Origin of the sequence: Serratia sp. CY82433 (genome assembly GCF_052166535.1) — a bacterium.
In the GTDB taxonomy this organism is placed as follows: Bacteria; Pseudomonadota; Gammaproteobacteria; order Enterobacterales; family Enterobacteriaceae; genus Serratia; species Serratia sarumanii.
Genome location: NZ_JBJNOR010000001.1, coordinates 881,298 through 900,643, shown reverse-complemented (window position 1 = coordinate 900,643; position 19,346 = coordinate 881,298). Strand labels below are relative to the sequence as shown.

General features: G+C 59.6%; 15 protein-coding genes. 2 read left to right on the top strand and 13 right to left on the bottom strand.

What is annotated here, in order from left to right:
• Window positions 1-176: 176 nt before the first annotated feature.
• The 5 genes from ldtD to cmoM all read right to left on the bottom strand — a co-directional run bounded on the left by ldtD (window position 177) and on the right by cmoM (window position 9,464).
• Entirely contained in the window at window positions 177-1,985 is a 1,809-nt protein-coding gene (gene ldtD / locus ACJ8PI_RS04375) for a L,D-transpeptidase (RefSeq protein WP_049233767.1), read from the bottom strand.
• Between the two features lie 220 nt (window positions 1,986-2,205).
• Window positions 2,206-6,654 (bottom strand): chromosome partition protein MukB, encoded by a 4,449-nt coding sequence (mukB, locus tag ACJ8PI_RS04370; protein WP_033637864.1) that lies wholly within the window; start codon window positions 6,652-6,654, stop codon window positions 2,206-2,208.
• Window positions 6,651-7,379 (bottom strand): chromosome partition protein MukE, encoded by a 729-nt coding sequence (mukE, locus tag ACJ8PI_RS04365; protein WP_033637863.1) that lies wholly within the window; start codon window positions 7,377-7,379, stop codon window positions 6,651-6,653. Before mukE ends, mukB begins: the two co-directional genes overlap by 4 nt.
• Window positions 7,360-8,682, bottom strand: coding sequence for a chromosome partition protein MukF (gene mukF / locus ACJ8PI_RS04360; RefSeq protein WP_004928228.1), 1,323 nt, complete (start codon window positions 8,680-8,682; stop codon window positions 7,360-7,362). Before mukF ends, mukE begins: the two co-directional genes overlap by 20 nt.
• Window positions 8,679-9,464, bottom strand: coding sequence for a tRNA uridine 5-oxyacetic acid(34) methyltransferase CmoM (gene cmoM / locus ACJ8PI_RS04355; protein WP_033646604.1), 786 nt, complete (start codon window positions 9,462-9,464; stop codon window positions 8,679-8,681). Before cmoM ends, mukF begins: the two co-directional genes overlap by 4 nt.
• A gap of 152 nt (window positions 9,465-9,616) precedes the next feature.
• Here cmoM and elyC point away from each other — a divergent pair, with 152 nt between their 5' ends.
• Complete coding sequence (elyC, locus tag ACJ8PI_RS04350; RefSeq protein WP_033646606.1) at window positions 9,617-10,390, top strand: envelope biogenesis factor ElyC; 774 nt, start codon at window positions 9,617-9,619, stop codon at window positions 10,388-10,390.
• A gap of 7 nt (window positions 10,391-10,397) precedes the next feature.
• Here the strand turns inward: elyC and ACJ8PI_RS04345 are convergent, their stop codons facing one another.
• The 6 genes from ACJ8PI_RS04345 to cspE all read right to left on the bottom strand — a co-directional run bounded on the left by ACJ8PI_RS04345 (window position 10,398) and on the right by cspE (window position 14,662).
• Window positions 10,398-11,294, bottom strand: coding sequence for a YcbJ family phosphotransferase (locus ACJ8PI_RS04345; protein ID WP_033654240.1), 897 nt, complete (start codon window positions 11,292-11,294; stop codon window positions 10,398-10,400).
• Between the two features lie 150 nt (window positions 11,295-11,444).
• Window positions 11,445-12,194 (bottom strand): 3-deoxy-manno-octulosonate cytidylyltransferase, encoded by a 750-nt coding sequence (gene kdsB, locus ACJ8PI_RS04340; RefSeq protein ID WP_004928235.1) that lies wholly within the window; start codon window positions 12,192-12,194, stop codon window positions 11,445-11,447.
• The gene (locus ACJ8PI_RS04335; RefSeq protein WP_004928237.1) at window positions 12,191-12,373 is read right to left on the bottom strand and encodes a Trm112 family protein; all 183 of its coding nucleotides are present in this window, start codon (window positions 12,371-12,373) and stop codon (window positions 12,191-12,193) included. The genes kdsB and ACJ8PI_RS04335 overlap by 4 nt, the downstream gene beginning before the upstream one ends.
• A gap of 296 nt (window positions 12,374-12,669) precedes the next feature.
• Window positions 12,670-13,896 (bottom strand): winged helix-turn-helix domain-containing protein, encoded by a 1,227-nt coding sequence (locus ACJ8PI_RS04330; RefSeq protein ID WP_033654242.1) that lies wholly within the window; start codon window positions 13,894-13,896, stop codon window positions 12,670-12,672.
• 113 nt (window positions 13,897-14,009) lie between these two features.
• Complete coding sequence (locus tag ACJ8PI_RS04325) at window positions 14,010-14,231, bottom strand: cold-shock protein (RefSeq protein ID WP_004928241.1); 222 nt, start codon at window positions 14,229-14,231, stop codon at window positions 14,010-14,012.
• A 221-nt stretch (window positions 14,232-14,452) separates the two neighbouring features.
• Complete coding sequence (gene cspE, locus ACJ8PI_RS04320; protein WP_019454537.1) at window positions 14,453-14,662, bottom strand: transcription antiterminator/RNA stability regulator CspE; 210 nt, start codon at window positions 14,660-14,662, stop codon at window positions 14,453-14,455.
• Between the two features lie 525 nt (window positions 14,663-15,187).
• Here cspE and hglS point away from each other — a divergent pair.
• Window positions 15,188-16,594 carry a 2-oxoadipate dioxygenase/decarboxylase HglS gene (gene hglS / locus ACJ8PI_RS04315; RefSeq protein WP_033637856.1) on the top strand — a complete coding sequence of 469 codons (1,407 nt, stop codon included), beginning with the start codon at window positions 15,188-15,190 and terminating at the stop codon, window positions 16,592-16,594.
• 2 nt (window positions 16,595-16,596) lie between these two features.
• Here the strand turns inward: hglS and lpxK are convergent, their stop codons facing one another.
• Both lpxK and msbA read right to left on the bottom strand, forming a co-directional pair.
• Complete coding sequence (gene lpxK, locus ACJ8PI_RS04310) at window positions 16,597-17,577, bottom strand: tetraacyldisaccharide 4'-kinase (RefSeq protein WP_033637855.1); 981 nt, start codon at window positions 17,575-17,577, stop codon at window positions 16,597-16,599.
• Window positions 17,577-19,325, bottom strand: coding sequence for a lipid A ABC transporter ATP-binding protein/permease MsbA (gene msbA / locus ACJ8PI_RS04305; protein WP_021504329.1), 1,749 nt, complete (start codon window positions 19,323-19,325; stop codon window positions 17,577-17,579). Before msbA ends, lpxK begins: the two co-directional genes overlap by 1 nt.
• Between the last annotated feature and the right edge of the window lie 21 nt (window positions 19,326-19,346).

Sequence of the window (19,346 nt, the reverse complement as noted above, 5' to 3'; positions counted from 1 at the left end):
CTGTTAAACCCGGCAAGAATGTCAAAATAAATGCACAAAGCAGCGCACTGTCCGAACCATAACCGCCTGCGTATGCTGAGTCAACCCGCGATACGCCTAGGTTTACAGGCCCCCGGCTACGAGGGCCTGCGGTATAGCCAAACATTCTGACCGTTATTTATTTATAATTACTGCATTTACTGCATTAATTTTTTGGCCTGAGCCAAAATTTGTGCGCCCGATCGCACCGTATTATCATAATTGTAAATATCTGTACGGAATTGCGGTTGGCCGTCATCCGAAACCCAGGCGGTCAGATAATACAGTTTTACGGGAATACGCTGGCGAATATTCACATAAGTGGTATTCCCTTCTTTCAGCGTGGAAGACACGCGGCTGTTGTTCCAGCCGGCGTCCTGCAGCAGCATATTCGCCAAATCGGAAGCCTTGTTCACCCGCACGCAGCCGGAGCTGAGCGCGCGGATGTCTTTCTGGAACAGGCTGTGGTTCGGGGTATCGTGCAGGTAGATAGCGTCCGAGCTCGGCATATTGAACTTGAAGCGCCCCAGCGAGTTGGTGGCGCCCGGCGCCTGACGCACGCGATACGGGAAGTTGCGCGCAGAGACCATGCTCCAGTCGATCATCGCCGGGTTGATCACTTCCGCATCGTTGCTCCAGCCCGACAGCACGGTATAGCCGTGTTTCTGGAAGTAGTTACCGTCACGCATCGCCTTCGGCACAATGTCCTCACGCACCAGGGTAGTCGGCACGTTCCACGGCGGATTGACCACCACGTTGTTCAACGCGCTGCTCATCAGCGGCGTCTTGCGGCTCGGCCGCCCGACGATAACGCGGGAAGACAGCACCTCATTGCCGTTCTGGTAGTAGGTCAGCGAATAGTTGGGAATGTTCACCATGATGCCGGTGCCGACATGCCCCGGCAGGATCCGCAGGCGCTGGATATTCAGCGCCAGCAGCGCGGCGCGGGTTTTCGGTGACACGTTGAGCCACTCGCGGGTGCGCACGCCGATCACGCCATCCGCCGTCAGCCCTTGCCATTTCTGGAAGCGCTTGACGCCCTCCACCAGTTCGTCGGTATAGAGGTTATCGCTCACCACGCTGCCAATCTGCGGCGGCGTCTGTTCCGCGGTCAGCTCCGTCACCGGCGCTGCCGATGGGCTGACCGTCACGCGGCTTTTCTCTTCGTCTACCGTCAGCCCGCCGTCGTCGGGCTCATTGATCTTCGCCGAGACCACCGCCGGTTCCGGCTCCGCTTCCGGCGCCGCGGCGGCGAGCATACCGGTGCGCGTCAGGATCTCACGCAGCGCCGGAATATCATTGCTCATTTGGCCTGGACGCAGGCTCGGGCCGCTGCCCACCTGCGGCCAGGGACGATTGTCCGCCAGCATGTCGCGCAGCGCCTGATGCATCTTGGCGTATTGCGGATGCTGCGGCGCGAGCGAATTCACGTAGCTCAGAGTACGCGCCTGGCGCACCGCCAGCTGCCATTGGTTGATCACCGCGGTGGGCGGCAAGCCAAGCTTGTAGGGAATATTGCTGTACAGCCAGTTGTTGCCGTTGGCACCGATAGCGGAGACGAACTGCAAATAGCCCAGCATCGCATCGGACAGCACCGCATCGCGGCCCGCTTCACTGAGCGCCGGATCGGTCAACATCTTCACCCATTGGGTGAACTGCGGCTGCACGCCGGACATCGCCAGCTCGGCCAGCTGCTGCTGAAATTGCTGAACGGCTTCGCGATCCTGCCACATCGGCTGCATGTGATTCGCCGCATACAGCGGCGCCAGCGTGGACAGGTAGTGCAAATCCATGCCGCGCGGCAACGCGGCCAGCAGTTCAGAACGGCTCTGCGCAACGGACATGCCTGCTGATGCCACCGGCAACGCCGGGACGGTGGCCGATGCGGAAAACGACGACACAAGACTACAGGCGATAGCGCCACTCAGCGCCAAACGTCGTAGAGAGTTTCCCTTTTTAAGCAACATCCCTTGCCCCCTGTATGCTCACAAAAAAAACGTCAAAAACTGCATATAGTTTCAGTATACAAACAGAAAGGCCGTTTCGCCCTGCGGGCGCCGAATAACTGTTTATGTGATTAAACTAACCGCTTTTCAACGGATAAAAAAGCAGGACTATCATCCACGCGCACAAAAAAATAGCCACCCTGCGGCGGCTATTTTCGGATTTTTAGGGCGTTTTTCTGCGTTACGGCGTTTCAACCGGCGCAGCACCCAGCGCCGGCGGCTCGCCGGCGAAACCGCGCAGCCCCACCACGTGCACATGCTCGTGGTTCTGGAACACCTTACGCACCAGTTTATAGGTGGTGCCCTTCTCCGGGCTGATGTTTTCCGGCGCCGCGATGATCAGCTGCATCTCCAGACGGTCGCACAGTTCGAACAGCGTAGCGATCGACTTGGCATCCAGACGCGCCGCTTCATCGAGGAACAGCAGGCGGCACGGCGAGATGTCTTTGCCGCGCAGGCGACGGGATTCTTCTTCCCAGCTCTGCACCACCATCACCAGGATTGACATCCCGGTACCGATGGCTTCACCGGTAGACAACGCGCCGCTTTCCGCACGCAGCCAGCCGTCGGAGCCACGGTATACCTCCACTTCCATCTCCAGGTAGTTGCGGTAGTCCAGCAACTCCTCGCCGATGGTCTGCGGCGTGCGCTGCCCCATGTCGATCTGCGGATTCAGGCGCTGATACAGTTTGGCCAACGCTTCGGAGAAGGTCAGGCGGTTGCTGTTGAACAGATCCTGATGCTGTTCCTGCTGCTCGGAGAGCACGTCCAGCAGAGTGGCGTGCGCTTCGCGCACATTGACGTTCAGCCGCACGCTCTTCACCTGGCCGAAGGAAACGGCCTGCAGCCCCTGGTTCAGCATGCGAATGCGGTTCTGTTCGCGCTGAATGGTTTTGCGAATGATGTTGGCCACGCTTTTCGAACTGATCGCCAGCTTCTGCTCGCGCGCGGTCAGCTCTTCGGTCAGACGGCCCAGCTCGATTTCCATCTGTTCGATGGCTTCGACCGGATCGTCGGTGCGGATGATGTCCTGACGGATGCGTTCGCGCAGGTGCTGGTACACCGCGATATAGAACTGAATCTTACGCTCCGGCCGCTTCGGATCTTCCGACAGGCGCAGCACGTCGCGCAGGTGTTCGTTATCCGCCACCGCCAGACGCAGCGCGCCAAGCGCCTTATCCGACATCGAGCGCAGCTCGTCGCCATCCATATACGCCAGCTCGCGGCGGTGCAGGCGGCGTTCCACGCCGTTGTCTTTCACCAGGCGCATCACCGCGCACCAGCCCGCCTTGGCGGTCACCACCTGCTCGCGCAGCTGATGATAATCGCGTTCCAGCTTGCGCAGTTTCTTCTGCAGGCCGTCCATTTCGGCTTCGCAGAAGGTCAGCTGTTTCTCCAACTGATTGCGGCGAGCGCGGTTGTTGCTCAGCGCCGCATGCAGTTCGTCGCGACGCGCGCGGGCGCGCGCTTCGGCATTGGCGTCGGCCTGCACGCCGATGTCCACCAGCTCCTGGCTCAGCTCTTTCAGCATGTCGCGCTTGGCGTCGTACGAGCTTTTCAGCGAAGCCAGCACCTGACTGTACTGGGTGAACTGGGTTTGATACTGGCGCAGTTGCTCACGGGCGCGGGCGCGTTCGGCTTCCGCCTGCTCCAGACGCTGGCGCAGCTTGTCGTTCAGATCGTTGTTGGCGTTCTGCATGCCGGCAGAATCGGTGTAGCTGAAGTGCGCGCGACGCTGCACCACTTCAGTGAGCGCGAACGCCTGCTGTTTCGCCTGACGCTGCACGCTTTGCGCCTGCGCGTAATCCTGCTGCAGCTGTTCATGCTGCTGCGGATCGCTCTGCAGCACCGACAGCAGCGGCTCCAGCTTGGCCAGCGACACGCCGTGCTGCTGAATATGACGCGCGGCGTCCTGCGCTTCTTCCAGCTCTTCGCGCATCTCGTCGACGCGGTCCTGCAACGTTTCATCGTTCAGCAACGACACCAGCGGCATCAGGCGGTTGAGCGCGGAAATGCCCTCTTTGGCCTGATCGTACTGCTGACGCTGCTGCTGGTTCTGCGCTTCGTGATTGTTCAGCGCGCGTTCGATTTCGCCACGGCGGGCGTTCAGGCCGCGGATCTCCGCTTCCGGGTCAGCGTCGAACGCCACCGCCAGATGGGTGCCGATAAAGCGGCTGAAAGCCTGGTGCGAGCGCTGGGTTTTCTGCACGTCGAACGACAGCGTGGCATAGCGCTCCGCCAGCGTTTCACGCTCGGCATGCAGCACTTCCAGGCGGTTTTCGCGCGCCGCGCGGCCGAACAACGGCACTTCCGGGTAGCGGGAATAACGCCACTGGCGATCGGCGATTTTCACCACCACCGCTTTTTCCTGCTCTTCGACGGCGAATACGCTGTCATCGAACGACTGCGGATCCCCTTCGATCAGGTAGAGATCTTCCGGGCAATCTTCCAGCCCTTCCAGCATCTCGCGCACCAGCGACAGATCCGGCACCACGATAGCGTGGCGCGAAGGGCCGTACAGCGCCGAGAAGTAAGGCGCGTCGTCGATGGTGACGTCATCGTAGATTTCCGACAGCAGCACGCCGCCGAAACGTTCGGCCAGCGTGACCAGGCGTTGATCTTCCGCGCCGCCCGGCTGGCTGAGACGTTCGATCTGCGCTTCCACTTCACGTTTGCGGGCCGCCACTTCGTCGCGCTCGACGGTGGTTTCACGCTCGCGCTCCAGCAGCTGCTGCATGTATTCGGTCACCTGCTGGCTGTTTTCCAGCGGCTCTCCGCTCTGATCGCTGAGCTGGCTCAGAGCGTCCTGCGCCGCCAGCCACACCGGCGCGCGCGCCGTCAGCTCACGGATGCGCTGCTGGATCTGCTCCAGCTCCTGGCGCATCTCCATGCGGCGTTCGCCGGCTTCGCTGACGTTCTGCGACAGCGCTTCCAGGCGCTCTTCCAGCTCCTGCTGCAGCATGTCAAGATCGTCCGGCTGGTACTCTTGGCCATGGCGTTTGCAAAACTCTTGCAGCAGGCGCTCGGCGTCCTGCTGCGAGCGCAGGCGCTGTTCCAGTTCGCTCAGGCGCAGGCGCAGCGGCTGAACGCGCTCGGCGAGGTGCTGCTGCGAAGGCCAGTCGCGCAGCAATTCGCGCGCGCACTGCCAGGCTTCGCTGCGGCTGACCTGGCCGGCGATTTTCCCCACCAGCTGATAGGCCTGTTCGAACTGGCCGTGCGCGGCGTCGGCCACGCTCAGCTTCTGTTCCAGCATCAGCAGCGCTTCGGTCGCCTCCTGCTCGCGGGCCTGGAAGGTATCCAGCCACTGTTCGGCGTTATCGGCGGTCAGATCCGGCAGTTGGCACAGCGCGCGTGCGCGCTCCAGCGCCTGCAGCGCCTGCTGATACTGAATGGCGCGGGTCTGCTGCACGTCGAGCGCCTGCTGGTAGTCGGCCAGCTGGCTCTTCAGCTCATCCACTTCCAGCTCGGCCGCTTCGGCGCGCGCTTCATTTTCGGCCTGTTGCTCGCTCGCCTCGGCCACCACTTCGTTCTGCTCTTCCAGACGGTAGGTCAGCTCTTCCAGATCGGCTTCATAGCGCTCGATCTTCTCCTGCTGACGCATCGCCGTCTGCACCAGATTCAGGTGGTCGCTGGCGGCCTGGTAATCGGTTTCCAGATCGGATTCGGCACCGCTCTGTTCGCTCAGCTCGCGCGCCATTTCCACATGGCGATACTGTTCGGCGGCCAGCTGCTTGCGGCTGCCCAACAGATCGCTGCGCAGCGCCAGCGCGCCGTCCAGATGGATGCGGCGTTCGTTGGCGTGGCGCATATAGTCCGCCGCCACATAGGAGGTAGCCTCGGAGATCAGATGCTTGAACAGATCGCGATCCGACTGGGTGACGCGGATCGCTTCCAGCGTCATGCGGTTTTCGCGCAGCGCCGCTTCCATATCCTGGAACGCCTTGCGCACGCCGCTGTTTTCCGGCAGCAGGTAATCGCGCAGCGAGCGGGTGATGGCGCTGGAAATACCGCCGTACAGCGACGCTTCAATCAGACGGTAGAATTTGCTGCGATCGGCGGATGAACGCAGGCGTTTCGGGATCACGCCCAGATCGAACATCAGCGAGTGGTAATCGGTGATGGAGTTAAACTGCTTGAACTGCACGCCCTCCATCTCTTCCACGCGATCCTTCAGTTCCTGCAGCGACAGCACGCGCGCCTGGCGCTCACCCACGGTCTGGGTCAGCAGCTCGGTCGGCTGCACCGCGGTCGGCAGGCCCTGAATGGTGAACGGTTTGATGTCGACCTTGCGATCGCGCCCCGCCACCTGCTGCAGACGCACGCCGACCACCACGCGCTGATGGCGCGAGTTGACGACGTCGAGGGTGGAGTAACACACGCCGGCGCGCAGCTTGCCGTGCAGGCCTTTATCGCGCGAACCGCTGGTGGCGCCCGCTTCGGTGGTGTTACGGAAGTGCAGCAGCGTCAGATCGGGGATCAGTGCGGTGACGAAAGCCGCCATGGTGGTGGATTTCCCTGCCCCGTTACCGCCGGACAGCGTGGTCACCAGCTCATCCAGATCAAAGGTGCGGGCGAAGAAGCCGTTCCAGTTAACCAGCGTCAGCGAGCGAAATTTACCGCGTTCAATCATTCCTGTTCATCCTCTGCACCGTCAGGAGCGTTATCAACCTGCTGATCCTCAGCCTCATTCTCATCGTTCAGCGACAGGCTGGTTTCAACCGGCATCGCCTCGCCGTCGCGAATCATGCGCAGCTGCGCTTCACGCGGATCGTCGCCGCTGCGCACGTCGGCGCCGAAGCGGAACACCGCCTCGGTAATGCGGAACTTGCTGCTGTCATTGCCCATGAAGTAAACCATGCCAAGGCGGCGCAGGCGGTTCAGCGAGGTGCGCACCTTTTCGTGCAGCTTCTGCCGATCGAGATCCGAACCGGTGGAGCGCTGATTAACGAACTTCAGCAGCTTGTTCTCATCGGCCAGGCTCAGCAGCTCGTCGTACAGCTCCTGATGGCTGAAAATGCCTTCGTGCGCCAGGCGCTCGGGGCTGAGGTACAGGTAGCACAAGATCTTACCCACCATCATATCCAGCTCGGACAGCACCGAGCGCGGGATCAGCGTGGTAGAGCGCGGGCGCAAATAGAAGAAACCTTCCGGCGCCCGAATCAGCTCGACGCTGTAACGGGTGTAAAATTCTTCCAGCTCATCCTGGAAATCCATTAAAAAGGCATGGTTGTCCAGCTCATCGATACCGATGTGACGACCCGCGCGCAGTTGGCTGTCCAGCGCCGGGAACAGCGAGTTGGACAGTGCCTTGGCCAGCTTGACTGGCATTACTTGTTCAATATTTGTCGATGACATGGGCCTGGACCTTGGCTCCGTAATCATTGATTGCCTGCCATTCCGCCGGCAACCCTGAGAAATCTGCTTCAGCCACACCGAGGCGCACAGCCTGGTCGACCACTAAACGTGCCACGTCGAAATGACGCGCACGCGGATATTGCGCCAGATAATCGCGCATCACCGCTGCAAGGTTGAGCGGCATCTGCTGTTCCTGATACACCTTCAGCGCCTCTTCGATCATCGCCGCCAGCTGTTCGCGAATTTCGCTGAACTCTTCGAACTCCAGATCCGGCGGCAGTTCCCCGGTCACTTCCTCGCTGCGCAGCGCCAGTTCTTCGTCGCGCATGTCCAGCAGACGATCGGCATTGGCATGGGTCAGCGCCCACGGGTGGTCGAAATAGGTTTGCACCGACTGGCGCAGGCGTTGGGCGAACACGCGGTTTTTATCCATATCGATAGCGGTACGGATAAATTTATGCACGTGGCGATCGTAGCCGATCCACAGGTCAATCGCCTGCTGGCCCCAGCTGATGATGCGATCCAGCTTGCTTTGCAGATCGAACACCAGCTTGTCGACGAAGCCCAGCTCCACGTTGCCGAGGGTGGCGTCCTGGATGCGCAGCAGGTTGGCCTGCAGCTTGTCGCCCGCCGCATCCAGCGTATCCTGCAGCTCGCGCAGGGTGCCCGAGGTTTCCGACAGCAGCATTTCACAGCTGGAGATCGCCGCCCGCCAGTCTTTGCTCAGCAGCGCCGCGATGTCGTTTTTCACGCTCTGCTGCTGCTCGTCCATCACGCGTTGGGTCATGTCGATACTGTCGAAGATTTCCGCCACCGAATATTTCAACGGCGCGAACACGTTGCGGTGCCAATGGAAATCGTCGCCGCCCTCGTCGGCGGCGTCGGCGGCGCGCTTGAGCTCCTGCGCCACGATCGACAGCTGCATCGACAGACGCAGCGTGGAGAATTCGCGTTGGCGAATATAGTAATCGGTAATGCCGATGCCCAGCGGCGTGAGGCGGTAAATCGCGTTACCGTCCGCCAGTTCGCTGGTAAAGCGGTTCAACAGGCGCTGGCGCACCATGTCGTTGATCGCATTGTTGGCGCGCATCGCCACCGTTTCATGCGTCTGTTCAAAACCCTTGCTGACATGGCGAAATGCATCAACCAGCTCACCTTCGCTCATCTCGCCGTCCAGCCGTTCGCCGTTCAGGGTGGCGATGGCGAGCAAAAATGCGAGACGCTCAGTAGGGAGCGAAATAGAGAAATCATTTTTCCGTGCCCAGGCGACCAGTTCGGGTACTGTCTGGGAAAATTCACTCATAGTTCGTCCTTCAGGTTTGGTTTATGCGCCATGACGTGAATATAGCGCCCCAAACTCACGTACGGCTCCTGCCGGCAATAGTGCTGTTCAAGCGCCAGTAACTCTTCAAATTTTTGTGTTTGCAGCTGTCTGCTCTGCAGATAGTCGTGGAACACCCGCACCCCGGTTTTGCCGCTGATGCGCATGCCCAGCTGTTCCAGCCAACCGTAGACCAATAGCGGATCGTGCGGATATTGCGGCGACAGCGAACGCTTGCGGCGCCGCCTGACCTCGGGATCCACCAGTTGGAAATTACCCAACACCACGTTGCGCATCAAGAGGCCGTTGGCGTTGAAAAACATCAGCGACAGCGCGCCGCCCGGCGTCAGGCAGTCATACAACGCCCGCAGCGCCGCTTCGGGCTCGGCAATCCATTCAAGCACTGCATGAAACAATATCAGATCAACCGGCTGTTCCAAATGTTGAGCGATATCCTGCGCAGAACTTTGTACGAATTGCATGTTCTGGCTCACACCTTTCTGCTCCGCCAGCTGCGCGGCGCGCTGGATCATCTCACCAGAAAGATCGCACAACAACACCTGATGTCCTAATTCTGCCAGTTGGCAGGCCATATGGCCTTCACCGCCCCCGGCGTCGAGGATGCGCAGCGGCCGCTGCGGCAACTGCGCCAGCAGCCCGGTCAGATCCTGCCAAACCACCGCCTGGCGGATTTTTCCTTTCGTGGTGCCGTAAATATTACGCGCAAATTTTTCAGCAATATCGTCAAAATTGCGATCCTGCATGGACAACGGCTCCGCTGATCTCATTCTTGTCGGCGGCAAAGAGCACGCCCATTCAAACCTGCTATTTTGGCACAGACTGGCTTAGAATGTATCTTCTTGCGGCCCGTTTATGCCTGGATGCCGCTTTTTCACCCAAAAGGATCTGATTTTCGATGCTGTTCAACCTGAAAAAGTTCTTTGGCGCCATGCTGATGCCGCTGCCGCTGTTGATGCTGCTGATGGGGCTGGCGCTACTGCTGCTGTGGTTCACCCGCTGGCAAAAAAGCGGTAAGACGATTTTCACGCTGAGCTGGCTGTTTTTACTGCTTTTCAGCCTGCAACCGGTGGCCGACCGGCTGCTGCGGCCGATCGAAGCCGAATACCAGACTTATCGCGGCAACGATCCGGTCAGCTACATCGTGGTATTGGGCGGGGGCTATACCTACAATCCCGATTGGGCGCCCAGCTCGAACCTGCTCGGCAACAGTCTGCCGCGCGTGACGGAAGGCGTGCGGCTTTATCTTGCGCATCCCGGCGCCAGGATGGTGTTTACCGGCGCGTCCGCCGGACGCATGCAAAGCAACGCCGCCACGGCGGCGCTGGTGGCCGAAAGCCTGGGCGTGCCACGCAGTGATATGGTGATCCTGGGGGAACCGCGCGATACCGAGCAAGAGGCCGCTCAGGTCGCCAAGTTGGTCGGCGAGCAACCCTTCATTCTGGTCACCTCCGCCAACCATCTGCCGCGCGCCATGCGTTTCTTCAAGGCCAAGGGCCTGCACCCGATCCCGGCGCCGGCCAACCAGTTGGCGATCGACTCGCCGCTGAATATCTGGGATCGCGCCACGCCGTCGTCAATGTTCCTCGGCCATACCGAGCGCGCCTGGTATGAAACGCTGGGCAGCCTGTGGCAATGGCTGAAAGGCGCGGACCGCGCCGGCGCCGAGTAAGGCCCGTTCAACCGGCCAGCCAGGGCAGCAGCTGTTGCGACGCATAATCGAACGGCCGCCGCTCCAGCTTGCCGGTATGGATCAAACGCCCCACCGCTTCCCACACCACGTACAGCCAGCGCCGCGCCAGAAAAGCGTCGGCGACCGGCGCGCGCCGCAGATAGCTGAACAGCAGTTGGCTGGGCATACCCGCCTCGCACAGGCGGAAAAGATCGTATTCGCGTGGCGCCCACAGCACCACGCCGGGATTGAGCATCGCCAGCAGTTGATCGCTTTTGGGATCTTTCAGCATGCTGCGCAGCGACAGGTTGCCGTGCACCAGAACGCAAGGATCGTCGAAGCCGACGAAAAAATGGGTCAGCGCTTCGCGCGTGCGGTACAGCAAACGGCGATCCGCCATGGTCAGCTGCGGAGTGGTGAGATTGACCACCGTCGCCCACAGCACTTCGACCCGCTGTTGATACCAGCAAAACCAGTCGTTCTCCTGCGTGCTGTCAACGCTGCCGACGCTGCCGTGGCTGTCGATGCGGTGCCAGGCCAATATCCCGTCAACGATCTGCTCCATCAGCATATTCCAGCGATCCGGCGAACGCGTCGGCGCTTCAGCCGACACGCCGCGCAGGCGCTCGATCAGCAGGATTTCCTTGTACGGCGCCTGGTGGGTACACACCACGCCGTACACCGTAGGCAGGCGAATATCCCCGTCGCGCGCCAGCATTGACAGCTTGTACGCCTCCTGCTGGGCGATACCCTGACAGATAAAGCTTTTCGCCATCAGCGGGATCGCGTTGCCCTGCCGATCGTACAGCGAATACATATGCGCATAAGGCTGCTCGCTCACCCGCTCCAGCCGGCTGATGGACTCACCCAGCACAATGCTCAGTTCGGCGCGTAACTGCTCCATAAGGCATTCACCTCAGGCTAATAGGGGGAATGCGTAACATCATCGAACGGTGAGCGGAAAAATTCTTCAACGCAGATCAACAAAACGGGGATCAATAATGGAGGGTATTACATCGTCGGCGCGTTGCGTGCCGCGCCGACGAACTCAGGCTCAGGGTTGAATGCTGTCGCGCACGCGCTGGAGATCTTCCGGCGTATCGACCCCCACGCTCGGGATCGCTTTCGCGACCGCCACGTGGATTTTTTCACCGTACCACAGCACCCGCAGCTGTTCCAACAGCTCGATCTGCTCCAGTTGGCTCGGCGCCCAGCTGACGTAGCGGCGCACGAAGCCGGCGCGATAGGCGTAGATGCCGATATGACGCAGCAGGCTGTCGCCGATGCTCTCTTTCGACGCGGCGAAACGCTCACGGTCCCACGGAATGGTGGCGCGTGAGAAATAGAGCGCGTAGCCCTGCGCGTCCATCACGACCTTCACCGCGTTGGGGTTGAAAGCCTCTTCGGCGCTCTCGATCGGCACTGCCAGCGTCGCCATACCGGCCTGGCTGCCCGCCAGGTTCTCAGCCACCTGACGCACGATCACCGGCGGGATCAGCGGTTCATCGCCCTGCACGTTAACGATGATCTGGTCGTCGGCAAAGCCGTAGTGCGCGATCACTTCCGCCAGACGCTCGGTGCCGGAATGGTGATCCGGGCTGGTCATGCACACTTCGCCGCCGGCGGCTTCCACCGCTTTGGCGACTTCAGGGTGATCGGTCGCCACGATGACGCGGCTGGCGCCGGACTCGCGGGCGCGCTCCATCACGTGCACCACCATCGGCTTGCCGTGAATATCGGCCAGCGGTTTGCCCGGCAAACGGGTTGAGGCGTAGCGGGCGGGAATAATAGCGATAAAACTCATGCGTGCTTCTCATCCAGCGACAGCGCACGCGCTTCATTTTCCAACAGCACCGGAATGCCGTCGCGCAGCGGGTAAGCCAACCCGTCCGCTTTGCACACCAGTTCCTGGTTTTCTTTATTGAAATAGAGTTTGCCGTTGCATACCGGGCAGGCAACGATTTCGAGTAAACGGTGGTCCATGCATCCTCCGCTAGGGGATTGGTCATCTGGGAAAGGCAGTGAGGATAGCATAACGCCCGGCCTCAGGTTAATCACCGGCGGCGCCAACCCAGCGATATTTCCTCAGCGCGCCGGCGCAACAGCTTGAACTGCGGCGCATCCCGGCGTAGAATTTTGTGACACAAATCACAAAAAGGCCGTGATACGTGATCAAACGTCTGCATAAAATCATCGCTCTGTTCGCTAACTTCAGCCACTGAGCCCCTTTGTAACGAGCGGCGCTGAACTTCGTTTTACCCCACCGACGGCGTCGCTCGTTATCCCACTTCCCAGCCGGTACCCCATTCAGCGGCCAACGCCGCCGGAATGTCGCCCAGCGCGACGCGTTGCGCGCCGTGCCATTTGGCCATACGCGCGATGGCCTGCCGAATATCCTGGGCCCGCCGTTTGCCGAAGCGCACCCGCGGCTCCGCATGAAAGCTGATGATCTCGAACACCCCCTGGCGGCGGTGCGCCTTGGCGTCAATGCGCCCCACCAGTTCACCCCGATGCAGCACCGGCAAGGTGAAGTAGCCATAGCGGCGTTTTTCTTTCGGCGTATAGCACTCCAGCCGATAGTCAAAGTTGAACAGCTCGAGCGCCCGGCGGCGATCCCAAACCACCGGATCAAACGGCGACAGCAGGCTGGTGACCGTCGATTTCAGCTTGCCCTGTTCCGCCAGCGGCAGCAGTTCCGTCAGTGAGCCGTGCACATAGAACTGCCCTTCCAGCCCCTCTACCCGCACCGGCGAAATCTCCCCCTGATCCTGCAGCTCTGCCAGCAAAGTTTTTGGCGCCACGCGTTTCAGCCGATAGTAATCCGCCAACCATTCGGCGCGGAAAATGCCCAGATAGCGGCAGGTACGATGCAACATTTGCCGGCGCGCCCGCTCCGCAGGCAGCGCATGACGCGCATCGTCCCAGGCCGGCAGCAGCCTTTCGGTCAGATCGTAAACCCGGTGGAAGTTGCGACGCTCGGCCACCATCAGCTTGCCGGCGGTAAACAGGATCTCCAGATGCCGTTTCTCCGGTTTCCAGTCCCACCATCCGCTGTTGCCTTTCTTCTCGGCGCTGAAATCGGCGGAGCGCACCGGCCCCTGTTGTTCGATGTGCCGCAGCAGGTTGTCCATCGCCGCCTGGTGCTGCTGCACCCAGTCGGCGGAATATTTCCAGCCCATATCATGCGGCGCCAGCATGCGATGCCGCAGCAGACCAAAATCCTCGATCGGCAGGAAACAGGCTTCGTGCGCCCAATACTCGAACAGCTTGCGGCCGGCGAGCGCCTGCTCCAGCCATTCCGGTTGATAGGCCCCCAAACGGCTGAACAGCACCAGATACGGGCTGCGGGCGACGACGCTAATGGTATCGATTTGTAACAGCCCCATGCGCTGGATCGCGTTCACGACGTCGTCGGGCCGAGCCTGGCGTTTAAGCGGAGAAAGCAGCCCCTGGGCGGCAAGGTGCAGCGCGCGAGCGGCGGTAAGGGAAATTATCGGGGTGGTCATCCTGATATCCGTGGCAAGTAGGCAATGGCCTGATAATAGTGGATATCGAGGGATTTATCTTCGCCAGTGCATGCGGGTGGCGACACCGGCACTGGCGAGGAAGGTAGATGCGATCAGAACGCGATAACGTCTGCCGCGGACAGCCCATGTGAGCTGCGATAGATCGAGAACTCGACGTTCTGACCTTCGTTCAACGACTTATTTTTGGTGTTGGCGATAGCGTTGCGATTGACATAGATTTCGTCGCTGCCATCTACCGGTGAAATAAAACCATAGCCTTCGGCCTGATTAAACCATTTCACGCGGCCCATTTTTAACACAGTATTTTTAAACATAACTTATATCCTTTTACTTGAGCATCCTTGACAACGTCATTTTTTATATTGTCTGGACGCTACCAGCCCATCCTAAAGTTTTTCGTAACAAACCTCTCGTGAGCAAAAAATAAAAAACCCGCACTAAGGCGGGTTTGTTGAACTTAATATCTTCCGCATGACTCAGCGCTGACGCATCACCATGGTTGTATTAAGATCTCTTATACGCGTTCCCTGTATTCTTACAGAGCAACTACGTTGGCGGCAGCCGGCCCGCGCGGGCTGTCCTGGATGGTGTACTCGACGCGCTGGCCTTCAGCCAGGGTCTTGAAACCGTCGGTCATGATTGCGGAGAAGTGTACGAATACATCTTTGCCGCCGTCGTTCTGCTCAATGAAACCAAAACCTTTGCTTTCGTTGAACCACTTAACCTGACCAGTCTTCTTAGACATTACATTTACCTTTAAATATATTTACAAAACCTGCCATAAGAGGCAATTGGGGCCGTTTCAGAAACATTACTTATGGGAGGTACTTAGAAGGTTCGTCTTTGAAGCGGAATCGGATGATAACGTTTTTGGAGGAACTGCTTAACTCTAAACTCGAACATAAATAGGTCTGGATTACAGGCCGACTTGCATTTACTCATAAAACTGGTGAATGCACAAGAGGTTTATTGCCTTAAATTCATAAATAAGCCGAATTTATTTTTATCTCCCTGAATATGCATGACTTAATTTAATGGTCGCCGCGGCCGAACCACCGCGTCTCTCCGCTCGCCAGGGCATCTTTTGCCCGTCTGTGCGCTGCAAATGAGAGCTGACGCATAAAACTCTAATATGCTTGCCACGTCTATAACAAATCCCAAACCAGATAGCTAAACTTGAGGGGAAAACAAGGCAGACGGCTTTTTCGCCAGCACTTTTGCCGCTAAAAACACGATTTTTCAGATTATGCTGAATCAAGGAGCTATGCGCATGACCGCCCAGCAGTTCGTTTCACCTAATGAAATCCGCGCCAGATTCTCTCACGCGATGTCGGACATGTATCAAAAGGAGGTGCCGCTGTACGGCGATCTGCTGGAGCTGGTGGCGGAAACCAACCGACAGGTTCTGCGCGAAGATGCCGCACTGGCTCATCAACTGCAAATTACCGGCGAGATAGAACGCCTGGCGATGGAGCGCCACGGCGCCATCCGGGTCGGCACCGCGGACGAGCTGGCCACCCTGCGCCGCCTGTTCCGGGTGATGGGCATGGCACCGGTCGGTTACTATGACCTGTCGGTGGCGGGCGTTCCGGTGCACTCCACCGCTTTTCGCGCCGTACACGAAGACGCGCTGCAGATCAGCCCTTTCCGCGTGTTCACCTCCCTGCTGCGCCTGGAACTGATAGAAGATCCCGCGCTGCGTGCGCTGGCCGAGCGCTTGCTGGCGCGCCGCCGCATCTTTACCGATCGCGCGCTGGAGCTGATCGCGCTGCAGGAAGCGCAAGGCGGGCTGAATGAAGTGCAGGCGCAAGAATTTGTCGAACAAGCGCTGGAAACCTTCCGCTGGCACAACCAGGCGACGGTCAGCGCCGAAGAATACCGGCAGCTGCACGATCAGCATCGCCTGATCGCCGACGTGGTGGCGTTTAAAGGGCCGCATATCAACCATCTGACACCGCGCACGCTGGATATCGATCGCGTTCAGCAGGCGATGCCCGGCCGCGGCATTACGCCCAAGGCGGTCATCGAGGGCCCGCCGCGCCGTCGTCGCGCGATCCTGCTGCGCCAAACCAGCTTCAAGGCGTTGGAAGAACGCGTCGATTTCGTTGAGCATGACGGCCGTGCCGTCGCCGGCCACCATACCGCGCGCTTCGGCGAGATCGAACAGCGCGGTGTGGCGCTGACGACGAAAGGACGAGAACTCTACGACCGTCTGCTGCAGGCCACCAACGATGCGCTGCAGGGGCCGCCGAGCGAGAAGAATGCCGAGCGCTACTATCAACTGCTGGAGGAAAACTTCCGGGCGTTTCCGGATGATTACGCCACACTGCGCGAGCAACAGCTGGCCTGGTTCCGCTATTTCCCGACCGAATGCGGCCTGGCGGCCAAAGAGTCGCTGGATAAGCACAGCACTCTGGAGCAACTGATCGAGAAAGAACACGTTCGCTTCCAGCCGCTGGTGTATGAAGATTTTCTGCCGGTCAGCGCCGCGGGGATTTTCCAGTCGAATCTGGGGGACAGCCGCCACGCGCAGTACAACGCCGCTTCCAGCCGGGCAGCGTTTGAACAAGCGTTGGGCAGTGAGGTGATCGACGAGCTGGCGCTGTATCAGCAAACCCAGCAGCGTTCGCTGGAAGCCTGCGCGCAAGCCCTGGGGCTTGCCACGCTGACATCCTGAGGTTACTTGGTCAGCAGAGATTCGATATCCTGCAGCAGTTGCTCAGCCTGAGCGGACGGTAGCACCGCATCAACCGGCAAATACCACCAATTGGGCTGGGCAAAGGCGCGACATTTCACCGCGTCCTTCTCCGTCATCAACAGCGTTTGATCGGCAGCAACCAGCGCCGCCAGCTGCGCCTGCTGATATTCCTGATGATCGGCAAACGCCACTTCCTGCACCACCTCGACGTTCAGTTTTTCCAACGTCGCGAAGAAACGCGGCGGATGGCCGATGCCCGCCATCGCTACCACGCGCGGCAGCTCGGCCGCCGGGCGACGTTCACCGCTCAGCAGGTTCACCGCATCACGCGCCTGCAGGCGCATGGCAATTTCCCCGGCCTGCGCCACGCCGCCATTGGCGACGCGCGCATTGACACTGCCAAGCCGCGCAGCACGCTCGCGCATCGGCCCGGCCGGCAACCACCAGCCGTTGCCGAAGCGACGCACGCCGTCGATGACCACCAGCTCGAAGTCACGCTGTAAAGCATAGTGCTGCAAGCCATCGTCGGTGACGATCGCATCCAGCGGCTGTTGTTGCAGCAAGGCCTGCACCGCCTCTGCTCGCTTGGGCGCGATCGCCACGGGCGCACCGGTCCGCTGATAAATCAGCACCGGCTCATCGCCCGCCTCGCGGGTCGAGGTATTCTGATTGAGCACCAGGGGATAGACCGCCGACTTACCGCCGTAACCGCGTGACACCACACCAACGCGATAGCCCCGCTGCTGCAGGTGTTCCACCAGCCAGATCACCATCGGCGTTTTGCCGTTGCCACCGGCGGTGAGGTTACCCACCACCACCACCGGCACCGGCGAACGCCAGCTTTTGCGCAGGCCACAGCGGTAGCTGAGGCGGATCAGCCAGCTGAACAGGCCATACAGCCAGGAGAGCGGCAACAGCGCCAGATAAAGCAGCGAACCGCCGGACCAAATGCGCTCAATCATTATTGACCAAACTGCATGCGGTGCAGTTGCGCATAGGCGCCCTGCCGTTCAAGCAACTCGGCGTGCTCGCCGCGTTCGACGATGCGACCGTCCTCCACCACCAGGATCTCGTCCGCCTTCTCAATCGTCGACAGACGGTGTGCGATCACCAGCGAAGTACGGTCTTTCTGCAGCTCGTCCAGTGCGGCCTGAATGGCACGCTCGGATTCGGTATCCAGCGCAGAAGTCGCCTCATCCAGGATCAGGATCGGGCAATCGCGCAGCAAAGCACGCGCGATGGCGATGCGCTGACGTTGGCCGCCGGACAGCATCACGCCGTTTTCACCGATCACCGTATCCAGGCCGTTTTCCATCTTGTTGATGAAGTCCATCGCGTACGCCATTTCGGCCGCTTTCTCAATCTGCTCGCGGCTGTATTCGCTCTCGCGCGCATAGGCGATGTTGTTGGCGATGGTATCGTTGAACAGGTGCACGTTTTGCGAGACCAGCGCCACCTGATTACGCAGTGAGGCCAGGGTATATTCACGCAGATCGTGGCCATCCATCAGGATTTCGCCTTCCTGAATATCGTAGAAGCGCGTCAGCAGGTTGGCGATGGTGGATTTACCCGAACCCGAGCGGCCCACCAACGCCACAGTCTTGCCTTCGGCGATTTTCAGGTTGATATCACGCAGCGCCGGCGTTTCTTTAGCCGGATAGTAGAAGGTGACGTTGCGAAATTCGATGTCGCCTTTCGCACGCTTCACTTCGCGGGTGCCGGTGTCTTTTTCCTGTTCCATATCCAAAATGGAGAACAGCGTCTGGCAGGCCGCCATCCCACGCTGGAACTGGGCATTGACGTTGGTCAGCGACTTCAGCGGACGCATCAGCGCGATCATTGACGAGAACACCACGGTAATGGTGCCGGCGGTCAGGGTTTCCATCACGCTCGGGAAGCTGGCGGCAAACAGCACGAACGCCAAGGCCAGCGAAGCGATCAGCTGAATGATCGGATCGGAAATGGAAGACGCAGAGACCAGTTTCATGCCCTGTTGACGCATGCGGTTGCTCACCGAGTTAAAGCGCTCGGTTTCCACCTGCTGGCCACCGAAGATCAGCACTTCTTTATGGCCTTTCAGCATCTGTTCGGCGCTGGTGGTCACCTGCCCCATGGTGTTCTGCATGTTCTTGCTGATGTTGCGAAAACGCTTGGACACTAGCCGAATGGCGATGGAAACGATCGGCGCCAGCACGATCAGGATCACCGACAGCTGCCAGCTGTAGTAGAACATCATGATGAACAGGCCAATGATCGAGGCCCCTTCGCGCACCACGGTCACCAGCGCGCTGGAAGAAGAAGACGCCACCTGCTCGGAATCATAGGTAATGCGCGACAGCAACGTCCCGGTGGATTGCTGATCGAAGAAGGCCACCGGCATTCTCATCATGTGGCCAAACAGGCGGCGGCGCATCTGCATCACCACCATGCCGGAAACCCAGGAAATGCAGTAGCTTGAAACAAAGCTGGTCACGCCGCGCATCAGCATCAGCGCAATCACCGCCAGCGGCATCCACACCAGCACGCTGCTGTCGGTTTTTCCAAACCCATCGTCCAATAACGGTTTAAGCAGAGACAGCATCAGCGTGTCCCCCGCTGCGTTCATAATCAACGCAATGGCGGCCACAATCAGCCCGGTCTTAAAAGGAGTGATCATCGGCCAGAGTCGACGGAACGTCTGCCAGGTCGAGAGATCTTTATCATTCATCATGCAAATACCAGCATCGGAAGA

Bases quoted from the DNA above. Each gene is read 5' to 3' on its own strand.
- ACJ8PI_RS04345 (WP_033654240.1), bottom strand. From the start codon at position 11,294: ATGGAGCAGTTACGCGCCGAACTGAGCATTGTGCTGGGTGAGTCCATC.
- lpxK (WP_033637855.1), bottom strand. From the start codon at position 17,577: ATGATTGAGCGCATTTGGTCCGGCGGTTCGCTGCTTTATCTGGCGCTG.
- ACJ8PI_RS04325 (WP_004928241.1), bottom strand. From the start codon at position 14,231: ATGTTTAAAAATACTGTGTTAAAAATGGGCCGCGTGAAATGGTTTAAT.
- ACJ8PI_RS04330 (WP_033654242.1), bottom strand. From the start codon at position 13,896: ATGACCACCCCGATAATTTCCCTTACCGCCGCTCGCGCGCTGCACCTT.
- mukB (WP_033637864.1), bottom strand. From the start codon at position 6,654: ATGATTGAACGCGGTAAATTTCGCTCGCTGACGCTGGTTAACTGGAAC.
- kdsB (WP_004928235.1), bottom strand. From the start codon at position 12,194: ATGAGTTTTATCGCTATTATTCCCGCCCGCTACGCCTCAACCCGTTTG.
- ldtD (WP_049233767.1), bottom strand. From the start codon at position 1,985: ATGTTGCTTAAAAAGGGAAACTCTCTACGACGTTTGGCGCTGAGTGGC.
- cspE (WP_019454537.1), bottom strand. From the start codon at position 14,662: ATGTCTAAGAAGACTGGTCAGGTTAAGTGGTTCAACGAAAGCAAAGGT.
- elyC (WP_033646606.1), top strand. From the start codon at position 9,617: ATGCTGTTCAACCTGAAAAAGTTCTTTGGCGCCATGCTGATGCCGCTG.
- mukE (WP_033637863.1), bottom strand. From the start codon at position 7,379: ATGTCATCGACAAATATTGAACAAGTAATGCCAGTCAAGCTGGCCAAG.
- ACJ8PI_RS04335 (WP_004928237.1), bottom strand. From the start codon at position 12,373: ATGGACCACCGTTTACTCGAAATCGTTGCCTGCCCGGTATGCAACGGC.
- msbA (WP_021504329.1), bottom strand. From the start codon at position 19,325: ATGATGAATGATAAAGATCTCTCGACCTGGCAGACGTTCCGTCGACTC.
- cmoM (WP_033646604.1), bottom strand. From the start codon at position 9,464: ATGCAGGATCGCAATTTTGACGATATTGCTGAAAAATTTGCGCGTAAT.
- mukF (WP_004928228.1), bottom strand. From the start codon at position 8,682: ATGAGTGAATTTTCCCAGACAGTACCCGAACTGGTCGCCTGGGCACGG.
- hglS (WP_033637856.1), top strand. From the start codon at position 15,188: ATGACCGCCCAGCAGTTCGTTTCACCTAATGAAATCCGCGCCAGATTC.